At 64.6% G+C, this 25,811-nt stretch carries 24 protein-coding genes; 15 read left to right on the top strand and 9 right to left on the bottom strand.

What is annotated here, in order from left to right:
* Window positions 1-89: 89 nt before the first annotated feature.
* From AC1Q7Q_RS28285 to AC1Q7Q_RS28260, 6 genes are all read left to right on the top strand, one after another.
* Window positions 90-2,168 (top strand): RecQ family ATP-dependent DNA helicase, encoded by a 2,079-nt coding sequence (locus tag AC1Q7Q_RS28285; RefSeq protein ID WP_492374164.1) that lies wholly within the window; start codon window positions 90-92, stop codon window positions 2,166-2,168.
* Window positions 2,165-3,559: a DNA-processing protein DprA gene (locus tag AC1Q7Q_RS28280; RefSeq protein WP_492374165.1), complete on the top strand. Its 1,395-nt coding sequence runs from the start codon at window positions 2,165-2,167 to the stop codon at window positions 3,557-3,559. The genes AC1Q7Q_RS28285 and AC1Q7Q_RS28280 overlap by 4 nt, the downstream gene beginning before the upstream one ends.
* Before the next feature lie 124 nt (window positions 3,560-3,683).
* Window positions 3,684-3,941 (top strand): hypothetical protein, encoded by a 258-nt coding sequence (locus tag AC1Q7Q_RS28275; RefSeq protein ID WP_492374166.1) that lies wholly within the window; start codon window positions 3,684-3,686, stop codon window positions 3,939-3,941.
* A 155-nt stretch (window positions 3,942-4,096) separates the two neighbouring features.
* Window positions 4,097-4,663, top strand: coding sequence for a PH domain-containing protein (locus tag AC1Q7Q_RS28270; RefSeq protein ID WP_492374167.1), 567 nt, complete (start codon window positions 4,097-4,099; stop codon window positions 4,661-4,663).
* 53 nt (window positions 4,664-4,716) lie between these two features.
* Window positions 4,717-5,826: a nucleoid-associated protein gene (locus tag AC1Q7Q_RS28265; RefSeq protein ID WP_492374168.1), complete on the top strand. Its 1,110-nt coding sequence runs from the start codon at window positions 4,717-4,719 to the stop codon at window positions 5,824-5,826.
* Between the two features lie 2 nt (window positions 5,827-5,828).
* Window positions 5,829-7,319, top strand: coding sequence for a hypothetical protein (locus AC1Q7Q_RS28260; RefSeq protein ID WP_492374169.1), 1,491 nt, complete (start codon window positions 5,829-5,831; stop codon window positions 7,317-7,319).
* Between the two features lie 100 nt (window positions 7,320-7,419).
* Here the strand turns inward: AC1Q7Q_RS28260 and AC1Q7Q_RS28255 are convergent, their stop codons facing one another.
* The 3 genes from AC1Q7Q_RS28255 to AC1Q7Q_RS28245 form a co-directional block, all read right to left on the bottom strand.
* A complete protein-coding gene (locus tag AC1Q7Q_RS28255) occupies window positions 7,420-7,659 on the bottom strand; it encodes a hypothetical protein (RefSeq protein WP_492374170.1) in 240 nt (79 codons plus the stop codon).
* A gap of 672 nt (window positions 7,660-8,331) precedes the next feature.
* Window positions 8,332-8,709 carry a hypothetical protein gene (locus AC1Q7Q_RS28250; RefSeq protein WP_492374171.1) on the bottom strand — a complete coding sequence of 126 codons (378 nt, stop codon included), beginning with the start codon at window positions 8,707-8,709 and terminating at the stop codon, window positions 8,332-8,334.
* 656 nt (window positions 8,710-9,365) lie between these two features.
* A complete protein-coding gene (locus AC1Q7Q_RS28245; protein WP_492374172.1) occupies window positions 9,366-10,106 on the bottom strand; it encodes a DNA-3-methyladenine glycosylase I in 741 nt (246 codons plus the stop codon).
* A gap of 123 nt (window positions 10,107-10,229) precedes the next feature.
* Between AC1Q7Q_RS28245 and AC1Q7Q_RS28240 the strand changes: the two genes are divergently transcribed.
* The 3 genes from AC1Q7Q_RS28240 to AC1Q7Q_RS28230 all read left to right on the top strand — a co-directional run bounded on the left by AC1Q7Q_RS28240 (window position 10,230) and on the right by AC1Q7Q_RS28230 (window position 14,987).
* Window positions 10,230-10,583: a hypothetical protein gene (locus tag AC1Q7Q_RS28240; RefSeq protein WP_043350474.1), complete on the top strand. Its 354-nt coding sequence runs from the start codon at window positions 10,230-10,232 to the stop codon at window positions 10,581-10,583.
* Between the two features lie 181 nt (window positions 10,584-10,764).
* A complete protein-coding gene (locus AC1Q7Q_RS28235) occupies window positions 10,765-13,611 on the top strand; it encodes a DUF2339 domain-containing protein (RefSeq protein ID WP_492374173.1) in 2,847 nt (948 codons plus the stop codon).
* Window positions 13,611-14,987, top strand: a complete 1,377-nt coding sequence (locus AC1Q7Q_RS28230) for a DUF3999 domain-containing protein (RefSeq protein WP_492374174.1) — start codon at window positions 13,611-13,613, stop codon at window positions 14,985-14,987. The genes AC1Q7Q_RS28235 and AC1Q7Q_RS28230 overlap by 1 nt, the downstream gene beginning before the upstream one ends.
* Before the next feature lie 63 nt (window positions 14,988-15,050).
* On the opposite strand, the gene AC1Q7Q_RS28225 is transcribed toward AC1Q7Q_RS28230, so the two are convergent.
* The gene (locus AC1Q7Q_RS28225) at window positions 15,051-16,367 is read right to left on the bottom strand and encodes an MFS transporter (RefSeq protein WP_416049893.1); all 1,317 of its coding nucleotides are present in this window, start codon (window positions 16,365-16,367) and stop codon (window positions 15,051-15,053) included.
* A gap of 219 nt (window positions 16,368-16,586) precedes the next feature.
* Window positions 16,587-16,832, bottom strand: coding sequence for a hypothetical protein (locus AC1Q7Q_RS28220; RefSeq protein WP_492374175.1), 246 nt, complete (start codon window positions 16,830-16,832; stop codon window positions 16,587-16,589).
* Window positions 16,833-17,251: 419 nt separating this feature from the next.
* Between AC1Q7Q_RS28220 and AC1Q7Q_RS28215 the strand changes: the two genes are divergently transcribed.
* Window positions 17,252-18,145: a DODA-type extradiol aromatic ring-opening family dioxygenase gene (locus AC1Q7Q_RS28215; protein WP_492374176.1), complete on the top strand. Its 894-nt coding sequence runs from the start codon at window positions 17,252-17,254 to the stop codon at window positions 18,143-18,145.
* Window positions 18,146-18,158: 13 nt separating this feature from the next.
* Here the strand turns inward: AC1Q7Q_RS28215 and AC1Q7Q_RS28210 are convergent, their stop codons facing one another.
* From AC1Q7Q_RS28210 to AC1Q7Q_RS28195, 4 genes are all read right to left on the bottom strand, one after another.
* Entirely contained in the window at window positions 18,159-19,280 is a 1,122-nt protein-coding gene (locus AC1Q7Q_RS28210; RefSeq protein WP_492374179.1) for an MFS transporter, read from the bottom strand.
* Window positions 19,281-19,530: 250 nt separating this feature from the next.
* Window positions 19,531-20,778, bottom strand: coding sequence for an MFS transporter (locus tag AC1Q7Q_RS28205; protein WP_492375244.1), 1,248 nt, complete (start codon window positions 20,776-20,778; stop codon window positions 19,531-19,533).
* A 141-nt stretch (window positions 20,779-20,919) separates the two neighbouring features.
* Entirely contained in the window at window positions 20,920-21,333 is a 414-nt protein-coding gene (locus AC1Q7Q_RS28200) for a VOC family protein (protein ID WP_416049890.1), read from the bottom strand.
* A 27-nt stretch (window positions 21,334-21,360) separates the two neighbouring features.
* Window positions 21,361-21,780 carry a GNAT family acetyltransferase gene (locus AC1Q7Q_RS28195; protein WP_492375243.1) on the bottom strand — a complete coding sequence of 140 codons (420 nt, stop codon included), beginning with the start codon at window positions 21,778-21,780 and terminating at the stop codon, window positions 21,361-21,363.
* Window positions 21,781-21,930: 150 nt separating this feature from the next.
* Here AC1Q7Q_RS28195 and AC1Q7Q_RS28190 point away from each other — a divergent pair, with 150 nt between their 5' ends.
* From AC1Q7Q_RS28190 to AC1Q7Q_RS28170, 5 genes are all read left to right on the top strand, one after another.
* A complete protein-coding gene (locus tag AC1Q7Q_RS28190) occupies window positions 21,931-22,545 on the top strand; it encodes an HD domain-containing protein (protein ID WP_492375242.1) in 615 nt (204 codons plus the stop codon).
* 78 nt (window positions 22,546-22,623) lie between these two features.
* The gene (locus AC1Q7Q_RS28185) at window positions 22,624-23,172 is read left to right on the top strand and encodes a GbsR/MarR family transcriptional regulator (protein WP_492375241.1); all 549 of its coding nucleotides are present in this window, start codon (window positions 22,624-22,626) and stop codon (window positions 23,170-23,172) included.
* Window positions 23,173-23,265: 93 nt separating this feature from the next.
* Window positions 23,266-24,777 (top strand): TIGR01777 family oxidoreductase, encoded by a 1,512-nt coding sequence (locus AC1Q7Q_RS28180; protein ID WP_492375240.1) that lies wholly within the window; start codon window positions 23,266-23,268, stop codon window positions 24,775-24,777.
* Complete coding sequence (locus AC1Q7Q_RS28175) at window positions 24,774-25,379, top strand: DUF4166 domain-containing protein (RefSeq protein WP_492375239.1); 606 nt, start codon at window positions 24,774-24,776, stop codon at window positions 25,377-25,379. Before AC1Q7Q_RS28180 ends, AC1Q7Q_RS28175 begins: the two co-directional genes overlap by 4 nt.
* Window positions 25,376-25,810 carry a hypothetical protein gene (locus AC1Q7Q_RS28170; RefSeq protein ID WP_492375238.1) on the top strand — a complete coding sequence of 145 codons (435 nt, stop codon included), beginning with the start codon at window positions 25,376-25,378 and terminating at the stop codon, window positions 25,808-25,810. Before AC1Q7Q_RS28175 ends, AC1Q7Q_RS28170 begins: the two co-directional genes overlap by 4 nt.
* Window position 25,811 lies beyond the last annotated feature (1 nt).

Genomic DNA, 25,811 nt, shown 5'->3' with positions numbered 1-25,811 from the left:
GAAGGATCGCCGGACGCTGTACGGCGTCAAGAACGTTATGTTGGCGCCGGCCTGTCGCGCGCCTGACAAGAAAAAGAGAGAGCTATAACGTGGCCTACGACTCAAAACGTGCGCTGGAACTTCTCCGAATCGGCTCGGGGCGTGCTAACGCTGCTTTCCGTGATGGCCAAGAAGAGGCCATTCGCCACATTGTCGAAGGCAAAGGCCGCTTGTTGGTGGTTCAGAAGACCGGGTGGGGCAAGAGCTTCGTTTACTTCATCGCGACCAAGTTGCTGCGGGAAGCTGGGGCCGGCCCTGCGTTGTTGATCTCGCCGCTGCTGGCGCTGATGCGAAACCAGATCGCTGCGGCAGAGCGGATGGGGGTTCGCGCTGCCACGATCAACTCCGACAACGTGGACGACTGGACGGTAATCGAAGGCAAACTGGCCACGGGAGAAATCGACATTCTGTTGATCTCGCCGGAGCGGCTGGCAAACGAGCGCTTTCGCACGCAGGTGCTGGCAGGTATGGCTGCGCAGATTTCCCTCCTGGTCATCGACGAAGCGCATTGCATTTCGGATTGGGGGCATGATTTCCGTCCTCACTACCGACTGCTGGAACGCATCGTCAAGACTCTGCCGCCCAATCTGCGACTTCTCGCCACCACGGCGACGGCGAACAACAGGGTGATGGAAGACCTCGCTGCGGTGCTCGGGCCCAAGCTAGATGCGTCCCGGGGTGATCTCAATCGCACCTCACTTACTTTGCAGACCATCCGTCTGCCCAGCCAAGCCGAACGCCTTGCATGGTTGGCGGAGCGACTCGCCAGGCTGCAGGGCCACGGCATCATCTACACGCTGACGGTGCGTGACGCCAATCAAGTGGCGGAATGGCTGAAGACCCAAGGCTTCTCCGTAGAGGCCTACACCGGCGAAACCGGTGATCGTCGAGAGCAACTGGAACAAGCGCTGCTCAACAATGAGGTCAAGGCGTTGGTTGCCACGACTGCCTTAGGCATGGGCTACGACAAGCCTGACCTGGCGTTTGTCATTCATTACCAGATGCCGGGTTCGGTGGTTGCCTACTACCAGCAGGTTGGCCGCGCAGGACGCGCGCTGGACTCCGCCTACGGTGTGCTGCTCAGCGGCCGAGAAGAGTCGGACATCACTGACTGGTTTATCCGGAGTGCTTTCCCAACCCGACAGGAAGTCGCCGAGGTCCTGGGGGCGCTTGAAGAAGCTCCTAACGGATTGTCCGTCCCCGAATTGCTGAGTAGAGTCAACCTGAGCAAGGGACGTGTCGAAAAGACGATTGCGCTTCTCTCCCTCGAAGCACCAGCGCCCATCGCCAAGCAAGGTAGCAAATGGCAGCTTACGGCAGCCACCCTGAGCGAAAGCTTTTGGGATCGAGCGGAACGGCTCACTGCGCTACGGCGAGAGGAACACGAGCAGATGCAGGACTACGTCAACCTGCCGTTTGGGGAGCACATGGGCTTTCTGATCGGCGCGCTCGACGGCGATCCAAGCGTTGTCACAAAACCTGCCTTACAGCCGCTGCCTACAACCGTGGACGCCGAGCTGGTCAAAGCGGCCGTCGCATTTCTTCGTCGAACCAGCTTGCCCATCGAGCCGCGCAAGAAATGGCCAATAGGCGGGATGCCTCAGTTCGGTATAGACAGCAATACGAACATTGATTTTCAAGCCCAGCCCGGTAAAGCACTATGCGTCTGGGGAGATGCCGGTTGGGGCGGCTTGGTTCGCCAGGGCAAATACCATGATAGCCATTTTTCCGACGACCTTGTTGCTGCATGCGTGAAGATGATCCATGAGTGGAGTCCGCAACCGACGCCGACTTGGGTGACCTGCGTTCCTTCGCTTCGGCATCCCGATTTGGTACCGAATTTTGCGCAACGCTTGGCTGCTGCGCTGGGTCTAGCGTTTCATATGGTCATCGCGAAAACAGACGCAAGACCCGAACAGAAAACGATGGCAAACAGTACACAACAGGCGCGCAACATTGATGGCTCACTCGCATTTAATGGCCAGCCCATCCCGCCCGGCCCTGTCCTCCTGGTTGATGACATGGTCGATTCGCGCTGGACGCTGACGGTGTCTGCGTGGCTCCTTCGCAAGAACGGTAGTGGCGCAGTTTGGCCGATGGCCCTCTCCCAGACGGGGCACGACGAATGACGCCAGTCCTTTCACCCAATACCCAGGCGATCTTGCTGCTGACGGCGCCGCTCATTGCCGGACGTGGCACTGCGTCACCCGATCTGCTTTCGCCCGGCGAATACAAACGCCTTGCCCGTCATTTGCGCGAGATCCAGCGGCAGCCATCCGATCTCGTCTCGCCGGAGGCGGCAGACATCCTGAGTGCGTGCCAGCAGGTGATTGACGAGAGCCGGTTGCAGAGATTGCTCGGGCGCGGGTTCCTGCTGAGCCAAGTCATCGAGCGATGGCAAGCGCGTGCTATTTGGGTGGTCAGTCGCGCGGATGCCGCCTACCCCCGGCGCTTGAAAGTGCGATTGCGCGAAGACGCACCTGCCGTCATCTATGGCTGTGGCGACATGAGCCTGCTGGATTCTGGTGGACTTGCCGTCGTCGGGTCGCGTCACGTGGACGACTCCCTCATCGACTACACGATGGTAATTGGCCGGCTCGCAGCTCGAGCAGGGAGAACGCTTGTCTCGGGCGGCGCCAAAGGTATCGATCAGGCCGCCATGCGTGGCGCTTTGGAGGCTGGTGGCAACGTCTGTGGCGTTCTGGCGGACAGCCTGGAAAGGACCGTCATGAACCGCGAGCACCGCAACCTGCTGCTCGATGGCCAACTGGTGCTGATTTCTCCCTACGACCCCAGCGCCGGGTTCAACGTCGGCAATGCCATGCAGCGGAACAAACTGATTTACGCATTGGCAGACACCTCACTCGTGGTGAGTTCTGACCTCAACAGGGGTGGTACTTGGGCGGGCGCCGTCGAGCAGCTCGACAAACTCAAGTTCGTCCCAGTCTTTATTCGAACGACCGGTGAACCTTCTGCCGGACTGGATGGTTTGCGAAAGAAGGGCGCGCTTCCCTGGCCGAACCCGCAAGGCGTGGATTCTTTCGAGACCGTGTTCAACGTGGCGATGCCGACGGCCTCCTCACAGGTTGGTTCTTCGCTGTTTTCGAACGACTGGCCATCGCCGACCGACGCCGCGCCCGTCCCATTCGACACAGCTCCAGCATCCCAGATCCGCAGCGAGCCATCGGCAGCCGTCGACGTTATTTCAGATGCGCAACCACCAGTTGCGGCATCTGAAGAGCAGTTGTCAGTCACATCGGAGGTCGTAGCACCGATAGACGAAGCCAAGGAATCGCCGCAGCCGGAATCGACCCCGGCCGAAGTGCTCTTCGCAGCAGTACGCACAGCGATTCGGCAGCTCTTGAGTGCGCCGATGAGAGACGCCGAAGTGGCCGCCGCACTGGACGTCTCAAACGCACAGGTCAAGGCATGGTTGCAGCGCCTGGTCGATGAAGGTGTAGTGGAAAAGCAGAAGAAGCCAGCGGGTTACGTCGTCAAGCAAAACCGGCTGTTCGAGTAACCGATGAAAACCATATCGCTGCGCTCTGCCTGGGACAAGTGGCAAAAAGATGACCGCACCTTCTGGTAACAGATGGACGCGCTGGCGGAAGCGCTGGATCGACTGATTTCGGAGGAAATCGAGTGTGTCTGACAAAAACAGTAAAGCGCTGAAACCTGGCTGGCATCGGGTGAGGTTTGGCGAGGTGGTGCGGCTCTCGAAGGCTCGCAGCCGAGATCCTCTGGCCGATGGCTTTGAACGTTACATCGGCTTGGGACATCTCGACCCGGACGATTTGCGTATCCGCAGCTGGGGCAACGTCGCTGATGGCGTAACCTTCACAGCCGTGTTTCAGCCGGGACAGGCGCTGTTCGGTAACGGCGTAGTCACATTGGCGAAGTAGTCGCGTAAGATCAGGCGAAAAAGAAGAAATCGCTCTACCACAGCCTCCGCTTCCCAGCGGTCGTCATCAGCTGCGCCGTGTGCCGGCACTAGGGGCCACGCCAACAGCATAGACAAACGTAATAACTTAACGCTTACCCAGAAGGTGATTGCAGCATGTTTGACTTCAAGAGCGCGAATAAAGAACAGCTCAAGATCGAGTACAACCGCATCGCTCGGGAGATCGGTGACGATCAGTTTTTTACGAAGAAGGAACTGAACCACCTCCCCGAAATCCTGATGGACGGCGAACAGGTGTTGGCATTCACCTCCGGACTAATGGACGGCAACACCTGGCTTATTGCTCTGACGGATCATCGCGTTCTGTTCCTCGACAAGGGCCTTATTTACGGGCTGAAGCAAGTATCAATCAACCTCGACAAGATCAATTCTGTTTCCGGTACCACGGGCCTCTTCTTTGGCGAGATTCGCATTGAAGACGACGCCAGCGAGCGGGTTGTCAAGAGCGTCTGGAAGAAGACGGTGGTCGCGTTCACGAACAAAGTACGCGACGCATTGCACGCGCACCGGAAGCCTACGGCCGGTCAAGCTGCCGCAGCCACCGCGTCCGTTTCGACGGCTGATGATGTTGTCTCGAAGCTGGAGCGTCTTGCAGCGTTGAAGGAGCGTGGCATCCTCACCGATGCTGAGTTTGCTGACCAGAAAGCTCGGATTCTGGCCTGACGCCAGGCAATTGCCTGAAGCCACAATAACAAAGTGATCAAGGAACAAACCGGATGGCAACTGTAAAGGAAAGCGTCCTAAAGACGGCGCAGATCCAGTCGATGGCGATCGATCGGCTGATCTTCCATGTGATCAACGTCGATGCGGACGGTGACGATCGTGTTGTTCCGCTGGACGAAGTGGAGCTTGACGTAGACCAGAAGATGTTCTTTCTTGAGCGGATCAAGAGCGTCTCCAAGGGAATCCAGTACGAATTTCTAGAGCATGGTGTCGGTGCAAAGCAACTCTGTGAACAACTCATAACCGATCCGGCCAGCTTCGTCGACGCGTCTCTTGGCCTTACGACCAACTTCGCTGCCCAGCACAAGAAGAGTATGGCCAGCGGCGTCTTTGTCGTCGCCACAGTGACTGTCCTCGTCGCAGAGAACGCGCCGCTCACGCTGGTCTTCCTTGCAAAGTTTGACCATCGCAACGTCTATCAAATCGTTGTGGAGGCAAAGGAAGACGGCACAAGTCACGCCGTGATGACGAAGGTTGCGGACACGCTTGTCGAGGACAAGAGTGCCATTCAAAAGAGCGCACTGGTCAATGTCAGCGACCATTTCGAGTGGAGCGTGTTGGCGGACGAACGCAAGCTTCGCCCGAATGGGGAAGTCACTGAATACTTCAAGACATTCTTGGCAGTCAAACTTCGCGAGATTGCTAGCGTGCTCACGCGCAGAGCCGTTACGAAGGTCAAAGAGTGGGCCAATGCCATTCAGGAAGCTCACATGCTTGAAGGTGAGCTTCGCGGCAACTATGGTTACAGAGCGGCTGCCTACATGAGTGCCAATGCGATCTTTGACTTCGATGGTTTTCTTGATGCCATTGTCCGCGAGTCTGATGACCCGGAAGTCGCGCGGGCGAACGCCGACAAAAAGCGGTTTTTGGAAGCATCATTGAGACAGCACCTTTCCAATGCCGGCCTCGAAAATCAGGTGTTTGCCACAAAGCCCAAGTCCCTGCCGAATCCCGACAGGAAGCAACAGTGGAGAACTTCCGAGGGCGTCAAGCTAGAATTCGAAGGTGAGCCGAAGGATTTCGGTATTACCACCGGTCCGCGGAGCGACGGAATGCCCGGCAGTCAAATCCTGATTCTGACGAAGAACATCTCGACAACATAAAAATGAGAGTGCATTTGGGGGTGGTTGAGTCGTTGTGTAAGCTGGGTCCGTTTTCGGCGAGCTGGGACGAGGCCGTCTCCAACTTGAGCGTTGCGGGTGTAGTGAACGAAGGGTCGATACAAGCCCTGGCAAATGTTCTGGCCGCATTCTCAGCCGCGGCACTCACCCGCCCGAATCTGCGCCTTGGTGACGAAGCCTACGACCAGGCCGCATTGGCAACCCTGCAGACCGAAGACCATGTCGATTGGCCGGGAGAGTGGCAACTGAGCTTGGACAAAGGCCGTATGCTGCAGGACATCCCCGATGCGGCGGAAGGTTACATATTCCTGACGCTCTCCGCGTTTCAAGAATGGGGGGGAAGGCTGTCCCCGTACGAACAGGGCGGAATGGCGCTTGGCGAGTCGCACACCTACTTCGTGGTCAATGGCATTGAGCGTGCCTTTGGTGGACCGCGTCTATCGGTCGTACCGCTCGGTGCTGAGCCGATCAGTCCAGCCGATGATTGCGCCTTCGATTTTCCGGGTGAAGCGGATGTTCTCAAGCTGATTCACGTCATTAGCGACCGCCGACTCCTAATGGATCCGGTGAAAGTGGCATTGACTTGGGGAGACAGGGATCAGGACGCCGCCGGCGCATTGCGCCGGCTTTCCGCGATGGTAGTTGCACTCTGCATGGTCCAGGACGTCTACCTGCGCGACAACGCAGTTAGGGTAGTGCTGCGCGGCACTCGACGTGTGGAACTGCCGTTGGTTGGTGGCAATGCTGCATCGATATCTGCCGAGCAACTTGATCAAATGTACGCAGCAGTTTCATGGATCTTTGCCGAGCGCGAAGAAACGCGCCACAAGCTGTTGACCGACCGGTTGTCTATCGATGTACGAGACGACACGTCTCTTGTTACCGCGCTGACCGCATTCCTTGTCGATGCGTTAAAGCAGGCGAAAGAGCGATACGGCTTCGTTATCCTTGACCGGAAGGATGCCTATTACAAGGAGTTGCGGGATCTGATGAAGGACGTGCGCGCGCAGGCAGACCTGTACGCGGCAAAGGTCCGCGATCTGGTTGCAGCACTCTCCCGCGATACCCTTGCGGTGCTCTTCATGATCGGTGTCAGCCTCATTGGCAAGACGAACACCAGCGCCATCCAAGGACTGGTTTCGACGACTGAAGTGCAGGTCTTCTTCAAGGTCCTGGCGATCTACTTCATTCTCTCGATTACGCTGCAAGGCTTCTCGCATTGGCGTGATCTGGCGCTTGCCAAGAAGGAAGGAAGTGATTGGCACAACCTGACGCGCGAATATGTGCCAGAAAGCACCTTCAAGCAGCACTTTGAGGCTCCGCGCAATAAGCGTCAGACGTTTTTCAGGATTGCCCTGGTAGTTTGCATCCTGCTGTACGCCACACTTGCATGCCTGAGCTGGAATATCGCCAAAGTATTCAGCGTGCTGTCAGGCATCGCTATTCATACGGGATTGCTCTCCGCAGGCACCTAAGCGGCAAGCAAGCGCGTCACCCCTACACATCAGCAGCCTTTATCTCCAGCGCCGTGGAGTATCCGCGCTCGATCAGGTGGTGCGTGAAAGTGATGATAGTCTATACGGTATTGTCGATTTGCGGCTTCCACCCAGGTACCGTCGCAGGCAGTTTCGGGAACAGGTCCGGACGGCCCCGCGCCAGCGTGATGCTGAAATTCGCCACGCCGCGCTGCATGCGGGCCCACTCGGCGCGCGCTGCGTTGGCCTTTGACGCGTAGGTATGGCGTAACACCTTCACGTGGTCCGGCCTCGGGTTGACCATGACGCCGGCGACGGCTGAGACCCGGACTTTGCGCATGGCGCTGATCCTGGCAGGCAGGAGCGCGGCCGTAGCGTTCGCTGCGATGGGGCGGCTGCGGGCCTGCGGGCTTTGCTCGCGACATCGAGGAGCAGCTGTTCCAGCGCGGCGTGGTCGTCGGATGGGCACCCCTGCGGCCTGGGAACCGACTTCGCGTGCTCACAGGCCGCGTTCCAACTTTCTCGTCCTAGATGATGGCGAGCGCATTGTGCTTCGCGCGCATCCGGTAGTGCCGCAGGTGCCCATAGTGCTTGTCGATCATCTCCGTCGAAGTTCTAGCCATCCGGGCCACTTCGAACCTATCGATGCCGTTAGTTTGCCGATTTCAGGTTGTGTTTCAATCGTGCAACACTATGGGCCAAGCTCTTAGGCAAGGTAGAAGACTGGCGCGTTGAGAGACAAGCCCCGAATGTTTGGGGGCATTTTTGGGGCACTAATTCATATTCAGGCTGATAATATCTTTATAAAACAATAACTTAATTGACTTGTTTTATAGTCCTTCGGCCACCAGGATTTGCAGTACAAGACAACGCACTACGTTTAACGACGTAGTGCGTTTTTTGTTTTGGAGTACGGCCTTCCCTGATACGCATGCTGACGCTGCGGCGGGCATGACGGCATGATTGCGCAATGCGCCCGCAGGGCACACGTCGTTCTCACGGCTCACCGCGGTTACTCGCGGCGCGTCTTTTGCGAAACCGGGACCACCGACGGATTTGCGGCCGTGGGTGCCGGTGCGGACGGCGCCGGGGACGGCCTGATCTGCGGGCTAGGCGAATGCGGCAACCGCACGGGTGCGATGCCCTCGGATCCCAGCAGCGCCTGGCCGTTGTCATAGCCGGTGGAGACGGCTTCGAGGTAACCCTGCGCAAACGTCTGCTCGGGCGTGACCAATGACTGGGCTGGTGCGGGGGGCTGGGCATAGGCGATGCTGTTCGCGCATAGCGCGAGCACGCGCATCAACAGGACACCTCGGCGCAGCGTTCGCATCCCTGCCTGCATGCGCGAGCAGGGCAGGCTCTCTCGTGGTGCATTGCGGTTGATCTTCATGACGGTTCTCCAAAGGAGCGATGGCTCCGGGTGGGACGGTGGGAACGTGGAAGGAAACGAGCATCGGCGCCGCGCTCTGAACCCTTAACCGCATGGACCATGCCATCCGCCTGGCGGCGCCAATAGCGCAGGCGTCGCCACTTTTCCGGGTAAACCTGTTGGAGAACGACAGACACGCAGGCTGGCCGCGGTTGGGCAGGACACAACATGCGATCGATGAAAGCGAGAGGCGTTTACCCCGGCCGGGCTGTGGATAACCTGGCAAAAACCTGGGGATAAGCAGGCAGGAAAGCTGTGCCCCGGCTGGGGGTGGGTTGTGGGGCGTATACGAACAACTTCGAGGCGGTTTTTTCCCGCCACGTATACGTCCAGTAGATATCCCGCGAGATCAGGGTATTCCCTAGGGCTTATCCCATCCGCAAGTCATTGAGCGGAAAGGGAAAAACCGGCTTATCCACGGGAAAACGGGCCGTTTACCTACTACTACTATATTGGTATACGTAAACAATAAAGAAAGACATAGGGCAACCATTGCGCCGGGCGTATACGTTGCCCGCCTTTGTTGCAGCGCTTCGCACGTATACCTGCACGGGCATCCTCGCCAGCAGGTATACGTGCCGCCGTCGCGTGCTACCGTCGCCTGCCCGACGTTTACCTCACCTTCGCGGCACCTTGAACGCTTGCCTTGCGCGCAAGGCCTCCTCTCGCGTCGCACAGCCTTCCCTGTGATCGTTGACCAGGCCCATGGCCTGCATCAGCGCATACATCGTGGTGGGGCCGACAAAGCGCCAGCCGCGTTTTTTCAGGTCCTTGGACAGCGCGGTGGATTCCGGCGAGATGGCCATGGTGCGCAGCACTTCCGGCGTCAGCAGCTTGGGGCGGCTGGCCGGATCGGGCTCGAAGCGCCAGAAGTACGCGGCCAGCGACGGCTCCGTCTCCAGCAGTTCCAGGGCGCGCTGCGCGTTGTTGATCGCCGCCTCGATCTTGCCGCGGTGCCGCACGATGCCGGCGTCGCCCAGCAGCCGCTGGATATCGCGTTCGCCGAAACGGGCCACCTTTTCAATCTCGAAGTTGGCGAAGGCGCGGCGAAACGCCTCGCGCTTGCGCAGGATGGTGAGCCAGCTCAGGCCGGCCTGGAAACCTTCCAGGCATAGCTTCTCGAACAGGCGCCGGTCGTCGTCAACGGGAAAGCCCCATTCGTTATCGTGGTAGTGGCAGTAGTCTTCCAGCGTGCCGCACCAGCTGCAGCGCTGGCGCTCCGTGTCCGCCACGGTGTTAGTAGCCGGTAGCGCCGCTTTCTTCGCTGCTTTCGGTGCCACGTTCTTCGGCACCGTCGTCGGCACCTTCTTCGGCCCCTTCGTTGCCACCTTTTTTGTTACGTTGCTATCTGCTGCCATGGGTGCGGTCTCCTTCGATCTGTCATCTTAAAGCGACTCGCGCGGCATGTCGCGCCCACGCGGCCTCGGGGCGCATTTGCTACGATGCCGCCCGTAAAGGACGAATTGATTAAGAGGACTGACATGGAAAAACGACTGGCGACCATCGAAGAAGACGGCTGGCAGCTCGACGACGGCGAGGTCATCGGCGAGGCGCACCCCGAGACGTTCTGGGTGCCGGCACTGGCGGAGCGCCAGGCCCTGCAGGCCGGCCAGCTGGTGAAGCTGATCTTTCGCATCGTCACTGCTGACGAGCAGGACCGCGAGGAGCAGCACGTGGAACGCATGTGGGTGGTCGTGACCGGCCGTGAGGGCGATCTCTACAGTGGCGAGCTGGACAACCAGCCTTATTGCACAGAGGAAATGGCGCCCGGCATGCCGCTCTGGTTCGAGGCGCGGCATGTGATCAATATCCATAAAGAGGGCGAAGAAGAATAACCCGCCCCGGTTAAGCGCCCAGCCGGCGCATATCGACTGGAATCGCCCGGAATCGCCTGGAAATGTCGGTCTGGCGTTACACTGGACATGCATGATGCAGGCGGTGATGGGTGCCGGCAAACGCAGTATCCGCACCAACGGCCGCCGCCTTCCCCAACCTTCTTAGGCGAAACCTCATCTGATGCGCTGGATATTCGGGGTGATTGGCTTGGTGCTCGGCATGGTGGCGGCCGGGTTTGGCGGTGCGCTGACGGGCGCGGTCCTGGGCTTCGGTTTTGGCTGGATGGTCAGCGACCGGCCCACCCGGCCTCCTGGTGAGGGCGAAGCGCAGGGCGCGGCGGCGGCTCCGCTCGAAGCCCGCGTGCTGCGGCTCGAGCAGGAGCTGTCCACGCTCAAGCGCGAGCTGGCGAGCCTGCGCGGCGAGAGCATGGGCACCCCATCGGCCACATCGACCCTTGGCGCAGCGCCGGGTACGGTTGCCGCCAGCGATGTCCCGTCCTTCGAGCCGGCTGCCAGCGTCGCCGTGCCAGTGCCGTCCATCCCGGCGGCGATCCCGATCCCGGTTGAGGCGGCACCCGTGCCGAACTCCACGCCAGCTCCGCCGCTGGCACCCGCTCCCGCACCTGTAAGCGCGCGCCACATTGAACCACCGCTTTCGTCCACGCTCGGGCCGGGCGAACCCGATTTCGTCGAGCGCGCGCTATCCGCCGCGCGCGGCTGGCTGCTTGGCGGCAACAGCGTGGTGCGGGTGGGCATCCTGATCCTGTTCTTCGGCGTGGCGTTCCTGCTCAAGTACGCCTCCGACAACGCCATGCTGCCGGTCGAGTTCCGGCTGGCTGGCGTGGCGGCCGGCGCGGTGCTGCTGCTGCTGGCGGGCTGGCGCCTGCGCGAGCGGCGCGCCGCCTATGCGCTGGTGTTGCAGGGCGGTGGCGTGGGCGTGCTGTATCTCACCGTCTTCGCCGCCACCAAGCTCTATGGCCTGCTGCCGGCCGCGGCCGCGTTCGCGCTGATGGTGGTCATCTGCGCGCTCGCCGGCGGCCTCGCGGTGCTGCAGAACGCCCCGGCGCTGGCGTTCACCGGCAGCGCCGGCGGCTTCCTTGCCCCGGTGCTGATCGCAACGGGCGGCGGCAGCCATGTGATGCTGTTCAGCTACTACGCGCTGCTCAATGCCGGCGTCTTTGCCATTGCCTGGTTCCGGGCCTGGCGCCAGCTCAACCTGCTCGGCTTTGCGTTTACCTTTGGCATCGGCACGGCCTGGGGCGCGCTGAACTACCGGCCCGAACTGCTCGCCACCACGGAGCCGTTCCTGATCCTGTTTTTCCTGATGTATACGGGCATCGCGTTGCGCTATGCGCTGCGCCGGCGGGTCAGCCTGAAGGACTACGTGGACGGCACGCTGGTGTTCGGCACGCCGCTGCTGGCCATGGGGCTGCAGGCCGCGCTGGTGCGCAATATTCCTTTTGCCATGGCATGGAGCGCGGTGGCGCTCGCGGCGTTCTATCTCGGCCTGGCGGCGTGGCTGGCGGCGCGCCGCGATCGCCTGGGGCTGCTGTTTGAAGCCGTGCTGGCGCTGGGCGTCATCTTTGCGTCGCTGGCGGTGCCGCTGGCGTTCGACGGGCGCACCACAAGCGCTGTATGGGCCGTGGAAGGCGCTGCCGTGGTGTGGGTGGGGGTGCGCCAGCAGCGGCGCCTTGCGCTGGCCAGCGGGCTGCTGCTGCAGCTGGCGGCCGGCGCGGCGTTTGCCGCGGGCAGCTTGTTCGAGGCCACGCAACTGGCGTGGCCGGTGCTGAACAGCCGCTACGTGGGCACGCTGCTGCTGGCGGTGGCCGGTGTTTTCAGCGGCTGGCGCCTGCACGGGCAGCCCGAGGCGCGTGCCTGGTCCGCGCCATGCGCGCCGCTCGGCCTGGGGGCGGCGTTGTGGGGACTGCTGTGGTGGCTGGGCGGCGGCGTGATCGAAATCCAGCACTGGTATGGCGTTTGGGGCTGGCAAGTGCGCGCGCTGCTCGACATGCTGGCGATGTTCATGGTGCTGAGCGCGTGGTTGGCGCACCTGGCGCGGCGCGTCCTGGCGTGGCCGCTGGCCAGCGTGCCGGCGCAGGGCATGGCGCCGCTGCTGGCGGTCCTTGCCGTGCTTAGCTGCATTGTGCCGTCGGCGTCGCCCTTGCTCGGCTTTGGCGCGCTCGCCTGGCTGATCGTGTTTGGCGCCGCCTGGCTGCTGCTGTGGCGGCAGCAGGACGATGAACGCGATGCCTTGCTGGCGCCCATGCATGCTTTGTTGTTCTGGACCGTGTGCGTGCTGCTGTCCACCGAAGCTTACTGGCGGCTGCGTGCCTATGTGCCGGAGGGCGCCTGGAGCTGGAGCGCCTGGGCCTATGGCTATGGCGGGCTGCTGGCGCTGCTCTCGGCCTGGGGCTGGCGCCTGCGTTGGCCGGTGGGGCGTTTCCAGCGTGCTTACCTGTTGTATGGCGCGCTGCCGCTGGTGGCGTTGCTGTGGCTGTGGAGCATTGCCAGCGTGTCCAGCGACGGCGACGCCGCGCCGCTTTCCTACCTGCCGCTGCTCAACCCGCTCGATGTTGCCCAGCTGCTTGCCATGCTGGCGGTGGCGCTGTGGCAGCACCGGCTTGCCGCCGCGGGCCTGGCCACGCGGCCGCGCGTGCTCGGGTACGCCGCGATCGCCACGGTGTTGCTGTGGCTAAACGCCGTGCTCCTGCGCACCCTGCACCACTGGGCCGGCGTGCCCTACACGCTGGAGGGCCTGGGCGGCTCCACGCTGGTACAGGCGTCGCTGTCGATGTTCTGGACCGTGCTGGCGCTGATCACCATGGTGGCAGCCACCCGCCGCGGCGCGCGCGCGCTGTGGTTTGTGGGGGGCGCGCTGCTTGGGGTGACGGTGGTCAAGCTGTTCCTGTTCGACCTGTCCTTCGTCAAGGGCATCGAGCGGATCATCTCGTTTATCGGCGTGGGCGTGCTGCTGCTGTTGATCGGCTACTTCTCGCCCCTGCCGCCAAAGCAAGAGGAGGCGACGTGATGGCGGCTTTCCGAACCGCGGCCGGGCGGGCGCTGCCGATGCTGATGGCCGCGCTGTTGCCATCGCTGCTGTCATCGGTGCTGTCATCGCTATTGCTGCCGCTGCCCGCGCGGGCTGAGCGGTTCGCGCTGGCGACCGAACGCGACGCAGCGTACTACGCCGTGACCCTGGACGCCGATGTCTACACCCATAGCGCGCGCCCCGGGCTGGCTGACCTGCGCGTGCGCAACGGCACAGGCGAATTGTTGCCTTACGCGCTGGATCTGCCGCCCGAGCCGGCGGCCGAGGTACGCTCGCTGCGCGATGTGCCATGGTTCGCGCTGCCGGCCGCGCAGTCGCGGCAGTCCGCGCCCCTGGGCGTGGTGATCGGGACCGACGGCGCGCTGCGCGCCGCCACCGCCCCGCCCGCAGCCGGCACTGCCGGGGCATGGCTGCTCGACCTGAGCCAGTTGCGCGACGACGCCGGCGCGGTGGTGATCGGCCTGCCGGATGGCGATTATCAGGGCAGGGTGGACGTTGCCAGCAGCGACGACCTGCAGCACTGGCAAGCCGCGGGCGGCGCGCAGCTGCTGCGGCTGAGCCGCGAGGGCAGCACGCTGAGCCAGGACCGCATTGCGTTGGGGCGCCTGCGGGCGCGTTACCTGCGGCTGCAGTGGCAGGGCGCGCCGCCCGTGCCGGCGCGCGTGCAGGTGGAGACCGTGGCGGCCAGCCTGCCCTCGCCGCTGGCGCTGCAATGGCGCGACGGCATCGTCGCCACGCAGGCCCAGCCTGGGGGCGATTACCTGTTCGACAGCGGCGGACGCTTCCCGGCCGAGCGCGTGCGCATTCGCCTGCCGCAGACCAACACGGTGGTGCAAGCCACGCTGTGGTCGCGGCCCGATGCGCAGGCATCCTGGCGCATGGTCAGCAGCGTACAGCTCTACCGTCTTTCCGGCGCGGCGGGCACCGAGCAGGAAAGCGCGCAGCTGGCGATCGGGCGCAACACGGATCGCCTGTGGCGCCTGAGCGTGGATGCCCGCGCTGGTGGGCTTGGCGCCGGCATGCCGGTGCTGGCGCTTGGCTGGCGCCCTGCCGTGGTGACCTTTGTCGCGCGCGGCGCGCGGCCGTTCTCGCTAGCGGTTGGGGAGCCGGCGGGCGCGGTGCAAGAACCCGGGGCGGTCGCGCGGGCCGAGTTGCTCGCCGGGCCGGCACCGGTGATCGCCGACGCCCGGATTGCAGGCATGACGGCATCGCCGCCGGCGGCCGTGCCTTCGGACACCCAGCGCAGCCGGCGCTTTATCCTGTGGGGTGCGCTGCTGCTGGCGGTCGGCGTGCTGGGCTTGATGGCCTGGCGGCTGCTGCGGGTGCTGGGCGCGGCGCAGGCGCCGCCGGACTGAGCGCAAAGAAAAAGGCCAACCTTGCGGCTGGCCTTTTTCATTTCAAAGCGACGTCCGGCGGTACTACTGCAGGGGCTTGCCGGTACGGTCGTGCATGAACAGCAGCGCGACAAAGCTGATCGCGGCCGCGGCAATCACGTAGTAGGCCGGCGCCAGCTTGCTGCCGCTCGATGCGATCAGCCAGGTCACGATCAGCGGGGCAAAGCCGCCGAAGATGGTCACGGCGAAGTTGTAGGCCAGCGACAGGCCGGTGGAGCGGACCTCGGTGGGGAACTGCTCGGCCAGCACGGCCGGTGCCGGGCCGGTGAAGGCCGCCAGCAGGATGCCCAGGATCACCTGGACCATCAGCAGCGTCTGGGTGGTCGGCGAGACGTTGAGCCAGTGGAACAGCGGATAGGCCAGCACGCCGATGATCAGCGCCACGGTGCCCAGCATGCGCTTGCGGCCCACGCGGTCGGACAGCATGCCCATCAGCGGGCACAGCACCAGGATGATGGCGCCGCACAGTGCGGTCGACTGGAAGGTGGCGCCCAGCGGCAGGCCGAGCTGCTGCTTGGCGTACGACGGCATGTAGAACACCAGCACATAGGTGCAGACCGTCCACAGGATGGTCACGCCCAGGCCGGCCAGCACTTCGCGCGGATGGTCGCGCAGCACCTGCGTGAGCGGCGAGAACTTGACCTTGCTGGCAGCGCGCTCGGCGCGGCGGGCCTCAAAGGCGGGCGGCTCTTCCAGGTGCGAGCGGATATACATCCCGACCGGGCCGATCAGCAGGCCGAACAGGAACGGGATACGCCAGCCCCAGGCATCGATCTGCTCCGGCTCCAGGCCGTTGATCACCAGCGCGCCCATGGCAGCGCCCAGCATGAAGGAAATGCCCTGGCTGGCCTGCTGCCAGCTCGCGTAGGCGCCGCGCTCCTCGTCAGGGGCGTGCTCGATCAGGAAGGCGGTGGCGCCGCCGACCTCGCCGCCGGCCGAGAAGCCCTGGATCAGCCGGGCCACCACGATCAGCGCCGGTGCCCACAGGCCGATCGACGAATAAGTGGGCGCCAGGCCGATGATGGCGGTGCCGAGCGCCATCATCAGGATGGTCAGGGTCAGCGCTGCCTTGCGGCCGACGCGGTCGGCGTAGACGCCGAGCACGATGGCGCCGACCGGGCGCATGAAAAAGCCCACGCCGAAGGTGGCGACGGTCAGCAGGAAAGACGTGAGGTCATTGCCGGTGGGGAAGAACAGCTTGGCAATGATCAGCGCAAAGAAGCTGTAGACGGTGAAGTCGAACCACTCCAGGCCGTTGCCGATGGTGGCGGCGAGGATGGCCTTTCGTCGTTGGGCTTTGGATATTTCGTGGACTTGAGGTATTGCAGCGTTGGCTTGCATGTGGCGTTTGATGCGGTGGGAAATCGACGGGAGGCCTGCCCCGAAACCGGGCATGCACTCGGAAAGGCAGAATAGTAAGCGATTCTTTAATTAGCCAGCAGGATGGCAGCGTGTGGAGTCAGATCCGCATGGCCGGCTGCGCGGCCAGCGCCCCATGGAATGTTCCACGTGAAGCAAGCATGCGCGTGCCCGGCGCCCAGGGCGCGCGACGGCCGAGATTCAGGGCTGGCTGGCGTGATGCTGGTGCGCGCTGCGGGCGTCGGGCGCCTCGCCCGGGCCGGCTTCTTGTTGCGGCTCCGGCGTATCCGGCCGCTGGCGCGTGAGCCAGAGCCAGAGGGCGCTGCCGACCCACCCGGCCACGAAGACGGAATCGCCCACATGGTTGAGCAGCGCCGGGGCGCCAGGCGCATTGAATACATCGACCAGCAAGGGGGCGGGAAGGCGGGCGGCGATCCATAGGAGCACAGCCGGTCCGCTTGCATACACGCCTGGCTGCCACCAGTTCGCATGGGGCAGCAAGGGCCTGTGGGCTGTGCGCTTGACCACGGTGTTCTCCAACCTGACACGCTTCAGGGCGCGTCGTATCCAGTCATGCGGGGTTTGCCAGGGCCCGCGCGGACGACGCATTGCGCCGCGCAAAGCTGGGCCGGACTCCGTGCTGGAATCATAAGCCGATTGCCCGCTGCGTGTCCGAATCTTTAAAGCGTTGTGTGGTGCACCCCACGCTCGCAGGGTGGGCTGGGGGCGCATGCGGTGGCGGGAAGTACGGTAGCGCCGCGTGAATTCAAGTTTTTTGATGGAGGTGTCCGCAAATAGGTGGCGCAGGGGCTGGGCAGTTTTGTCAAACTGAACACCGCTATCAAAAGGATTTGAAGGCCGCCATCATGCTTCCCGCCATCTACATCTCCCACGGTTCGCCCATGCTCGCCCTTGATCCGGGCCCGAGCGGTGCCGCCTTCGACGCCCTTGGCCAAGTGCTGAGGGCGCGCAAGCCGCGCGCCGTGCTGGTGATCTCGGCGCACTGGATCTACAGCACCCTGGTGGTCGGCACCCGCGAGCGGCAGGAGGCTTGGCACGACTTCGGCGGCTTTCCGCGCGCGCTATACGAACTGCGCTACGACGCCCCGGGCTCGCCGGCGCTGGCCGCTCGCGTCAAGGCGCTGGTCGAGGCCGCGCAGGTCCCCGGCGCCGCGGTAGTGCTGCAGGACGATGAGCGCCCGCTGGATCACGGCGCCTGGATGCCGATGCGGCATTTCTTCCCGGATGCCGACATCCCGGTGGTGCAACTGGCCCTGAACCCCTATCTCCCCCCGGCAGCCCAGATCGAGATCGGCCGGGCGCTGGCGCCGCTGCGCGACGAGGGCGTGCTGGTGCTGGGCTCGGGCAGCTTTACCCACAACCTGCAGGAAGTCTTCGGTGCCGGGGGCCGGCGCGAGCAGCACGGCTCGCCCGTCGAGCCCTATGTGGAGGCATTCCGCGGCTGGATGATCCAGGCGCTGGACGATGCGCTCGCCACCGGCGACACTACGCGCATCGCGGACTATCGCGCGCAGGCGCCGTATGCGCGCCGCGCCCATCCCGCCGACGAGCATTTGCTGCCATTCTTCGTGGCGCTGGGCGCGGCGCTGGGCCCGCACGAAGGCGTGCCCGCCGAGCAGGCGCCGGCCGGCGTGGCACGCGTGGCCGATGAGGTCACTTATGGCGTGCTGGCGATGGATACCTTCGTGTTCGAAGGGGCCGGCACGCACCATGCCCCGGCGTGGAGCGAGGCTGCCTGAGCCTGCCTGGGCATCACGCCTTGCGGGCCAAAAGGTAAGGTCGCGCCAGGCGCGCGCCCGCCACGGCGATCCAGCCCATGGTGAGGGCAACCACCCCCAGGCCGTATCGCAGGCTGGTGACATGGGCCACGCCGCCAATCATCACCGGCCCCATCAGCAAGCCGATATAGGCAAAACGCGCCACACGCGAGATGGCTTCGGCCGGCGTCACACCCGGCAGGCGCGAAGCCGCCACGAAGAAGATCGGCACCATGTTCGCCGCGCCCAGGCCCATCAGCGCGAAGCCGACCAGGGTCGCCGCTGGCGCTGGCCACAACAGCGCCAGCAAGATCCCCGCGAACGCCACCCAGGCGCTGGCGCCGAGCGTGCGCGCATCCGACCAGCGCGCGCGCAGGCGGTCGCCGCCAAAGCGGCCGCAGGCCATGCCACCGGAGAAAGCGGCATAGCCGGCGCTGATCCAGGCGTCCGGCGCCAGCGCCACCTCGCGCATGTAGACGCTGGACCAGTCATACATCGCACCCTCGCCAACCAGGCCCAGGAACGCCATCAGGCCCAGCAGCCAGAGCGCGCGCACCGCATGCGCGCGGTGATGCGCGGAAGGTGGCGGCACGGGATGGTCGTCCAGCAGCCAGGGTGCCACGCCCGCCGTGACCGCCGCGGTCAGCACCGCCATGCCGAGGGCGTGCGCCAGCGGCGGCACGCCCAGGCCCAGCAGCACGCCGCCAACCGCCGCGCCCGCCATGCCGCCCAGACTGAACATGCCGTGCAGCGCGGACATGATGGGCCGCGCGCGGCTGGCCTCCACGGTGGCGGCCTGCGCGTTCATGCCCACGTCGAAGGCCGCGTTGGCCATGCCGAAGGCGATCAGTGCCAGGATCAGCAAGGCAAACTCCGGCATGGCCAGGATGGCCACGGTAGCCACGGCGTAGACCAGCCCGCTGCGCCGGCAAGCGGCCGCGCTGCCCACGCGCCCCACCCAGCGTCCCACCGGCCCCATCGCCGCGATGGCGCCCCCGGCCACGGCCAGCATGGCCAGCGACAGCACCGCATCCGACAAGCCGAAGCGCGCCTTGATGGTCGGGATGTGCACGCCCCAGGTGGCAAAGGTGGCGCCGTTGACAAAAAACAGCGCCATGGTGGCGCGCGCGGCATGCTCCACTCGCCGCGCGCTGACTGGCGCGGCGGCGGGTGTTGCGCAGGAGGGGGAGGGCGGCTGGGTCAGGTTGGGGGAAGCGGAATCGGGCATATTGGCGGCGGGCACGGCCAACCGCGCCTGGCGGCGCGGGAGGTGCCCTGGCGGGCGCTGCAGGGTAATCGAGCCCTGCATCGTCGCACATCGGTGCGTCGGGCGCATGACCGGCGGCGCAGCCGGCCGGCGTGGCCGGCTACGCCGCCGCCGTGTGGCTGGCCGTGCGCAGCAGCCCGCGCCGGTGCAGGGCAAAGCCGAAAGCCGCCAGCGCCATCAGCGCCAGCGCCACCATCACCCACAGCATCAGCCAATAGCCGCCCGCGGCGCGCCACAGCAATGCGCCCAACCAGGGCGCGGCGGCTTGCATCAGCAGCACCGGCGTCATCATCAGGCCGTTGAGCGTGGCGTAATGGTGGCGCGAGATCAGTTCCGGCATGGCCATGGCGCGCAGCATGGTGTTGATGCCGTTGGCGCAGCCGTACAGCACCGCCGCCAGCATCAGCCATTTGCCATAGCCGAGCGCAAAGCACAGCAGGCCCAGGCACATCACCAGATAGACCGGCAGCGACAGCCGCAGCGGGTGGCGCACGGGAAAACGCATCATCACCAGGCGGCCGACCACCTGCGCCGGGCCGATCAGCGCCGCCACCACCAGTTGCTCGCCCAGCGGCAAGCCCTTTTCGGTCAGCATCGGGATCAGGTGGGCACCCAGCAGCGAGGCAATCACCGCCAGCGCGGTGAAGGCCAGCACCACCGCCCAGAACACCGGCTGGCGCAGCGCGATCCCGGCGATGCCCGGTTGCGCGGCATCCGCCAGCGGGGCCGGCGCCGGCGCGGCCGCGTAGGTGGCATGCGCCGCATAGCGCAGGCGGGCGTGCAAGGGCGCGCAGACGAAGAGGTTGAGCCCGGCGAAGCACAGCAGCGTCTCGCGCCAGCCCAGGTGCAGCACCAGCCATTGCGCCAGCGGCACGAAGATGGTGCTGGCAAAGCCCGCCATCAGCGTCACGGTGACGATGGACTTCTGGTAGCCATCGCCAAAGGCCTGGCGCAGCACGACGAAGGCGGGCTCGTACAGCGTGGTCGCCATGGCCAGCCCGATCGGTATCCACATCAGCAGGAAGGTCGCCTGGTTCGGGCTCCACGCCCACAGCAGCAGGCCGGTGCCGGCCAGCACGGAGCCCGTGCACATCACGGCGCGCGCCGGCACGCGGTCTAGCAGGCGGCCCACCGCGAACGAGCACATCGCCCAGACCAGCAGCCCGAGCGAATAGCCGCCGGCAAGGAAGGGCTTGGAGTAGCCCAGTGTCGCGCTCATCGGCCCGATGAACACGGTGAAGGCGAAATACAGCGTGCCCCAGGAAATCGTTTCGGTAATGCCAAGGGTCCAGACCAGCTGGCGTGGCGAGATGGCGCGTGGGCCGGGTGGGGCGTCTTGTCGTGTCATGGCGCGCCTGGACGCGGTATGTACCGCCGCGCAATGGCCGCCGTGAGGAGGGGGATGGCGCGCTGGGCGGCGAGGGGGGTGAGCGGGCATTGTAGCGGGCATCCAGGCGGAATGCCCACCTTGCGTCACATGGGCTAGCGGCTATTGCTTACCCGTGGGCGGCCCTTTGAGCTCCACCATATTGCCGTCCGGGTCGTGCACGTAGATCGACGGGCCTTTGCCTTCGGCGCCGAAGCGCATCTCCACGGGACCCGGTTCCACGCCGTGCGCACGCAAGTGGGTGCCGATCGTATCGGCATCGAACGGATCGAGGCGCAGGCAGAAGTGGTCGAGGTTGCGGCCTTCCCTGCCCGGCCCGGCGCCGCCGGCACGGCCCAGCGGGCCGTCCAACGCTACCAGGTCGATCAGCCCGCCGCCCGCGCGTAACTGGATCAGGCCGAATTCCGCCTGCACACGTTCGACGCTGCAGCCAAGCACGTCCACATAGAAGCGCATGAGCGCCGTCACGTTGCCGGTACGCAGGACAAGGTGATCGATGCCGAGGATGCGGAACATGGCCAAAACTCCCTGCGCTCCCAGCGCTCAGATATCCGGAATCAGCCGCTTGCCCAGGCTCACCGCCTCGTCCTGCGCGTACCCGAGGCTGCGGTAGAAGTCGATGACCTTGCTGTTGCCAGTGCGCACCAGCAGGTTGATCTTGGGGCAGCCGCGCTCGATCAGCAACTGCTCGGCGTGCGCCATCAGGCGGCGGCCGTAGTCGCGGCGCTGGTGATCCGGGTGCACCGCCAGGTAGTAGACCCAGCCGCGATGGCCGTCAAAGCCGATCATGGCCGATGCCACCGGGCGGCCCTCCACTTCGCCCACCAGGAACAGCTCGGGCTGCTCGGTCAGCTTGCGGGCAATGTCCTTCTTCGGGTCGTTCCACGGCCGGGTCAGGCCGCAGGCTTGCCAGAGGTCGATGATGGCGGCTTCGTCGGCGGCCAGGTAAGGGCGGATCTGCATGCGGATTGATGCGCCGCGGCATGCGGCGGCAATGCTAAGTCCTTGACAGTGTAGCCGCCAAACCTGTGCCAGAATCGTTGCTCAATGTTTGTTCAAGCGTTGTTCATCACAAGCAAAACAAGCAGGATCACCCTGCACGGAGACCCCACAATGAGCGAAACGACCACGCACGCCCGCGCCACCTTCAGCCACATGGAACAAGGCACGCGCGAGGACTGGGCGGCGATATCCGCCGAGTTCATGCCCTTTGCGCAGGCGCTGGCCGACCGCGTGCTCGATCACCTGCGGCTGCTCGAGGGCGACTGCGGCGGCTTTCCCATCGACCGCCTGACCCACTGCCTGCAGACCGCCACGCTGGCCCACCGCGACGGGCGTGACGAGGAGTACGTGGTATGCGCGCTGCTGCACGATATCGGCGACACACTTGGCAGCTTCAATCATCCCGACATCGCCGCCGCCATCCTCAAGCCCTTCGTCAGCCCGGAGAATCTGTGGATGGTGGAGAAGCACGGCGTGTTCCAGGGCTACTACTTCTTCCATCACCTGGGTCTGGACCGCAACCTGCGCGAGCAATTCCGCGACCAGCCCGCGCTGTTCGAGCGCACCGCGGAGTTCTGCGCCAAGTACGACGGCGCGGCCTTCATGCAGGACTACGACACGCTGCCGCTGTCCTTCTTCGAGCCGATGGTGCGGCGCGTGTTCGCGCGTCCGCGCAACTCGATGTACGTGAAGGAGAACGAGAGTACGCTGGCGCAGCCGGCCTGAACCTGGCCGCCATGGGTTGACTGCAGGAAGTTGAATTTCTGTCTTGACGGAAATTTCCGAACAGATAAACTGTCAGGCATGGAACTTCAACCGGTCGCACAACGCTTCGTCCTGCACTGGGGCGAAATGGGCTCTAAGTGGGGCGTCAATCGCACCGTCGCGCAGATTCACGCCCTGCTGTTCCTTGCCGAGCATCCGCTGCCGGCCGAGGAAATCGCCGACACGCTCAACGTCGCACGCTCCAACGTCAGCAACAGCCTCAAGGAGTTGCAGAACTGGAAGCTGATCCGCACCGTGCACATGATGGGCGACCGGCGCGATCACTTCGAGACCATCACCGATGTGTGGGACCTGTTCCGCACCGTGGTGCGCGAGCGCAAGCAGCGCGAGTTCGATCCCACCATCGATGCCTTGCACGAATGCGTGAGCAATCCCGCGTTCGCCAAGGAGAACAAGGAAGTGCAAAAGCGCATCATCGCCACCTTGCAGCTGATGGAAACGCTGGGCAGCTGGGGCGACGAAATGCTGCGCCTCTCGCCCGATACCCTGGTCAAGGTGATGAAGCTCGGCGCGCGTATCCAGAAGCTGGTGCGTGGCGACCAGCGTGCCCGCGAAGCCGGCAAGTAGCACAGGCATGAAAAGCAGGCCACCGCGGTGGCCGCTTTTTTTGACCAGATATTTCTCTTAAGACAGAAATTAATGTAAATAAGGATGCTTGAGATGGACCCCACCAGCGGCACGCTCTACACCGTCATCCTCAACCTGCTGATCATGCAGGGATTGATGGGTGCCTTCGATACCGTCTGGCATCACGAACTGCGCTGCGCCTTGCCGCAGCAGCACAACGCCGCGCCGGAGCTGCGCCTGCACGCGATCCGGGCAGTGCTGTACGGCGTGCTGTTTGGCGGCCTGGCCTGGTTTGCCTGGGGCGGCGCCTGGCTGGTGCCGCTATGGGCCATCGTTGCCATCGAGATCCTGCTCACGCTGCGCGACTTCGTGGTGGAAGACCAGACCCGCAGCCTGCCGCCGAGCGAGCGGGTGACGCATACCGTGCTGGCCATCAACGGTGGCGTGATCTTCGGCCTGCTGGCCTGGCATTCGCAAGCCTGGTGGGAACTGCCATCGGGCCTGCACTTCCATCCGCAAGGCTGGCAAAGCTGGGTGCTGAGCGTGTTCGCGCTCGGCGTGGCCGCCTCTGGCGTGCGCGATGCGTTCGCAAGCCGCTCGCTGGCGGCCCGCCCCGGTGCTACGCCGTCGTTCGATTTCACCGGCGCCGATCCCTCCCGGCGCGCGCAATCGTTCCTGCTGACCGGCGGCACCGGCTTTATCGGGCAGGCGCTGGTGCGCTCGCTGCTGGCCGATGGCCATCGCGTGACGATCTGGGCGCGCAACCCGCGCGTGGCTGCACAGTTGTTTGACGGCCGCGCCGCATGCGTCGGTTCGCTGGCGCAGATCGATCCGGCCGTGCGCTTCGATGTGGTGATCAACCTTGCCGGCGCGCCCATCCTCGGCCCGCGCTGGAGCGCCGCACGCAAGCGCAGCCTGGTGGAAAGCCGGGTGGGCACCACGCGCGCGCTGGCAGCGTGGCTGGCCGCCGCAGCGTACCGGCCGCGCCTGATGATCAATGGCTCGGCGGTGGGTTTCTACGGCATCCAGGGTGACGACGACCTGAGCCAGCGTACGGAGGCCAGCGCGCCGCAGGACATCTTTGCCTCGCAGTTGTGCCAGCAGTGGGAGGACGCGGCCCGCGCCGTGACGCCGCTGGGTATCCCGCTAGCCATCCTGCGCCTCGGCGTGGTCTATGGCCATCAAGGCGCGCTGCCCGCCATGCTGATGCCGGTGTGGCTCGGCTTTGGCGGCCCGATGGGCAGCGGCCGGCAAGCGCAGAGCTGGGTACATATCCACGACGTGCTCGGCGTGATCGCCTGGCTCTGCCGGGGCGACGCCGCGCAAGCCGCCCCGGCGGCTGTTGCCACCTATAACCTGGTTGCGCCGGATACCCCGAGCCAGGCCGGGTTTGTGCGCGCGGCGGCTGCGCTGCTGCGCCGGCCCGCCTTCATGCCCACGCCCGCATGGCCGATGCGGCTGGCGTTGGGCGAGCAGGCCACGCTGCTGCTCGACGGGCTGCGCGTGGCGCCGGCGCGCCTGAAGCGGGAAGGCTATGCCTTCCGCTTCCCGACCCTGCAACTGGCGCTGGAGGACCTGCTCGGCAACGGGCGGGCACGTCGATGAACTCGTTAGCCGCGCATGGCACGGACGCTGGCCCGCAAAGCCTGTACGGGACCATGCTGGGTGCCGCTCTTGCCAGCCTGCCGCCGGTGCTGCAGCGCGTGCATCGTGCCGAGGGCGTGCACCTGCGCGGCACGCTGCGCGTGCGCTGGAGCGCGCGGCGCTGGCTGCGCGCGCTGATGCGGCTGTCGGCGCTGCCCCGGCCCACGGCGGCGGCGGCGACCCTTGTGACCATCTCACCGGAGCCAGCTGGCGAGCGCTGGCACCGCAGCATCGGCGGGCACATCGTGGCGAGCCGCATGCGGCTCGCGCGAGCCGGGCAGGTGACGGAACGCATGGGGCCGCTGGCAATCGTGCTGGCAACGCGTGTCGATGGCACCGGCCGGTTGTGGCAGGCCAGCCGCGGCGTCAGCCTGTTCGGCCTGACCGTGCCGTGGCTGCACGTGCTGGCCAGCGAACGCGCACGGGATGCGCACAGCTATCGCTGCGATGTGCGCATATGGGCGCCACGCCTGGGCTACCTGCTGCGCTATGACGGCGTGCTGACCATCCGCGAACCTGAATCTGAATCTGAACCCGAGACTTACCTGGAGAATATGGCATGAAGTCCAATCCAACCAACGGGCGCAATGCGTCCATCAGCCTGCCCCGCGTACCGGGGTGGATGCCTGCCGTACTGCGGCTGGCAGCCCTCTACAACCTGCTCTATGCGATTGCGCTGAGCCTGTGGCCGTCGCAGATCTTCGACTGGCTGGGCATGCCGGCCACGCCCGATGCCATGATCCGCTGCATTGGCATGATGGTGGGCGTCTACGCGCTGGGCTACTGGATCGCGGCGCAGGACATGCTGCGCTACTGGCCGCTGGTGGTGGTGGGACTGGTGGGCAAGACCCTGGGGCCGCTGGGCTTCTTGCATGGCGCGCTGACCGGTGTGTTCGCATGGCGCAGTGGCCTGTTCGTGCTGTGCAGCGACCTGATCTGGTGGGTGCCGTTCTGGGGGATGACGCTGTTCGCGTTGAAGCACCGGGACCGCTGAT

It is taken from the genome of Cupriavidus sp. GW823-FHT07A04 (assembly GCF_058794615.1).
This window is presented reverse-complemented; position numbering and strand designations above follow the sequence as displayed.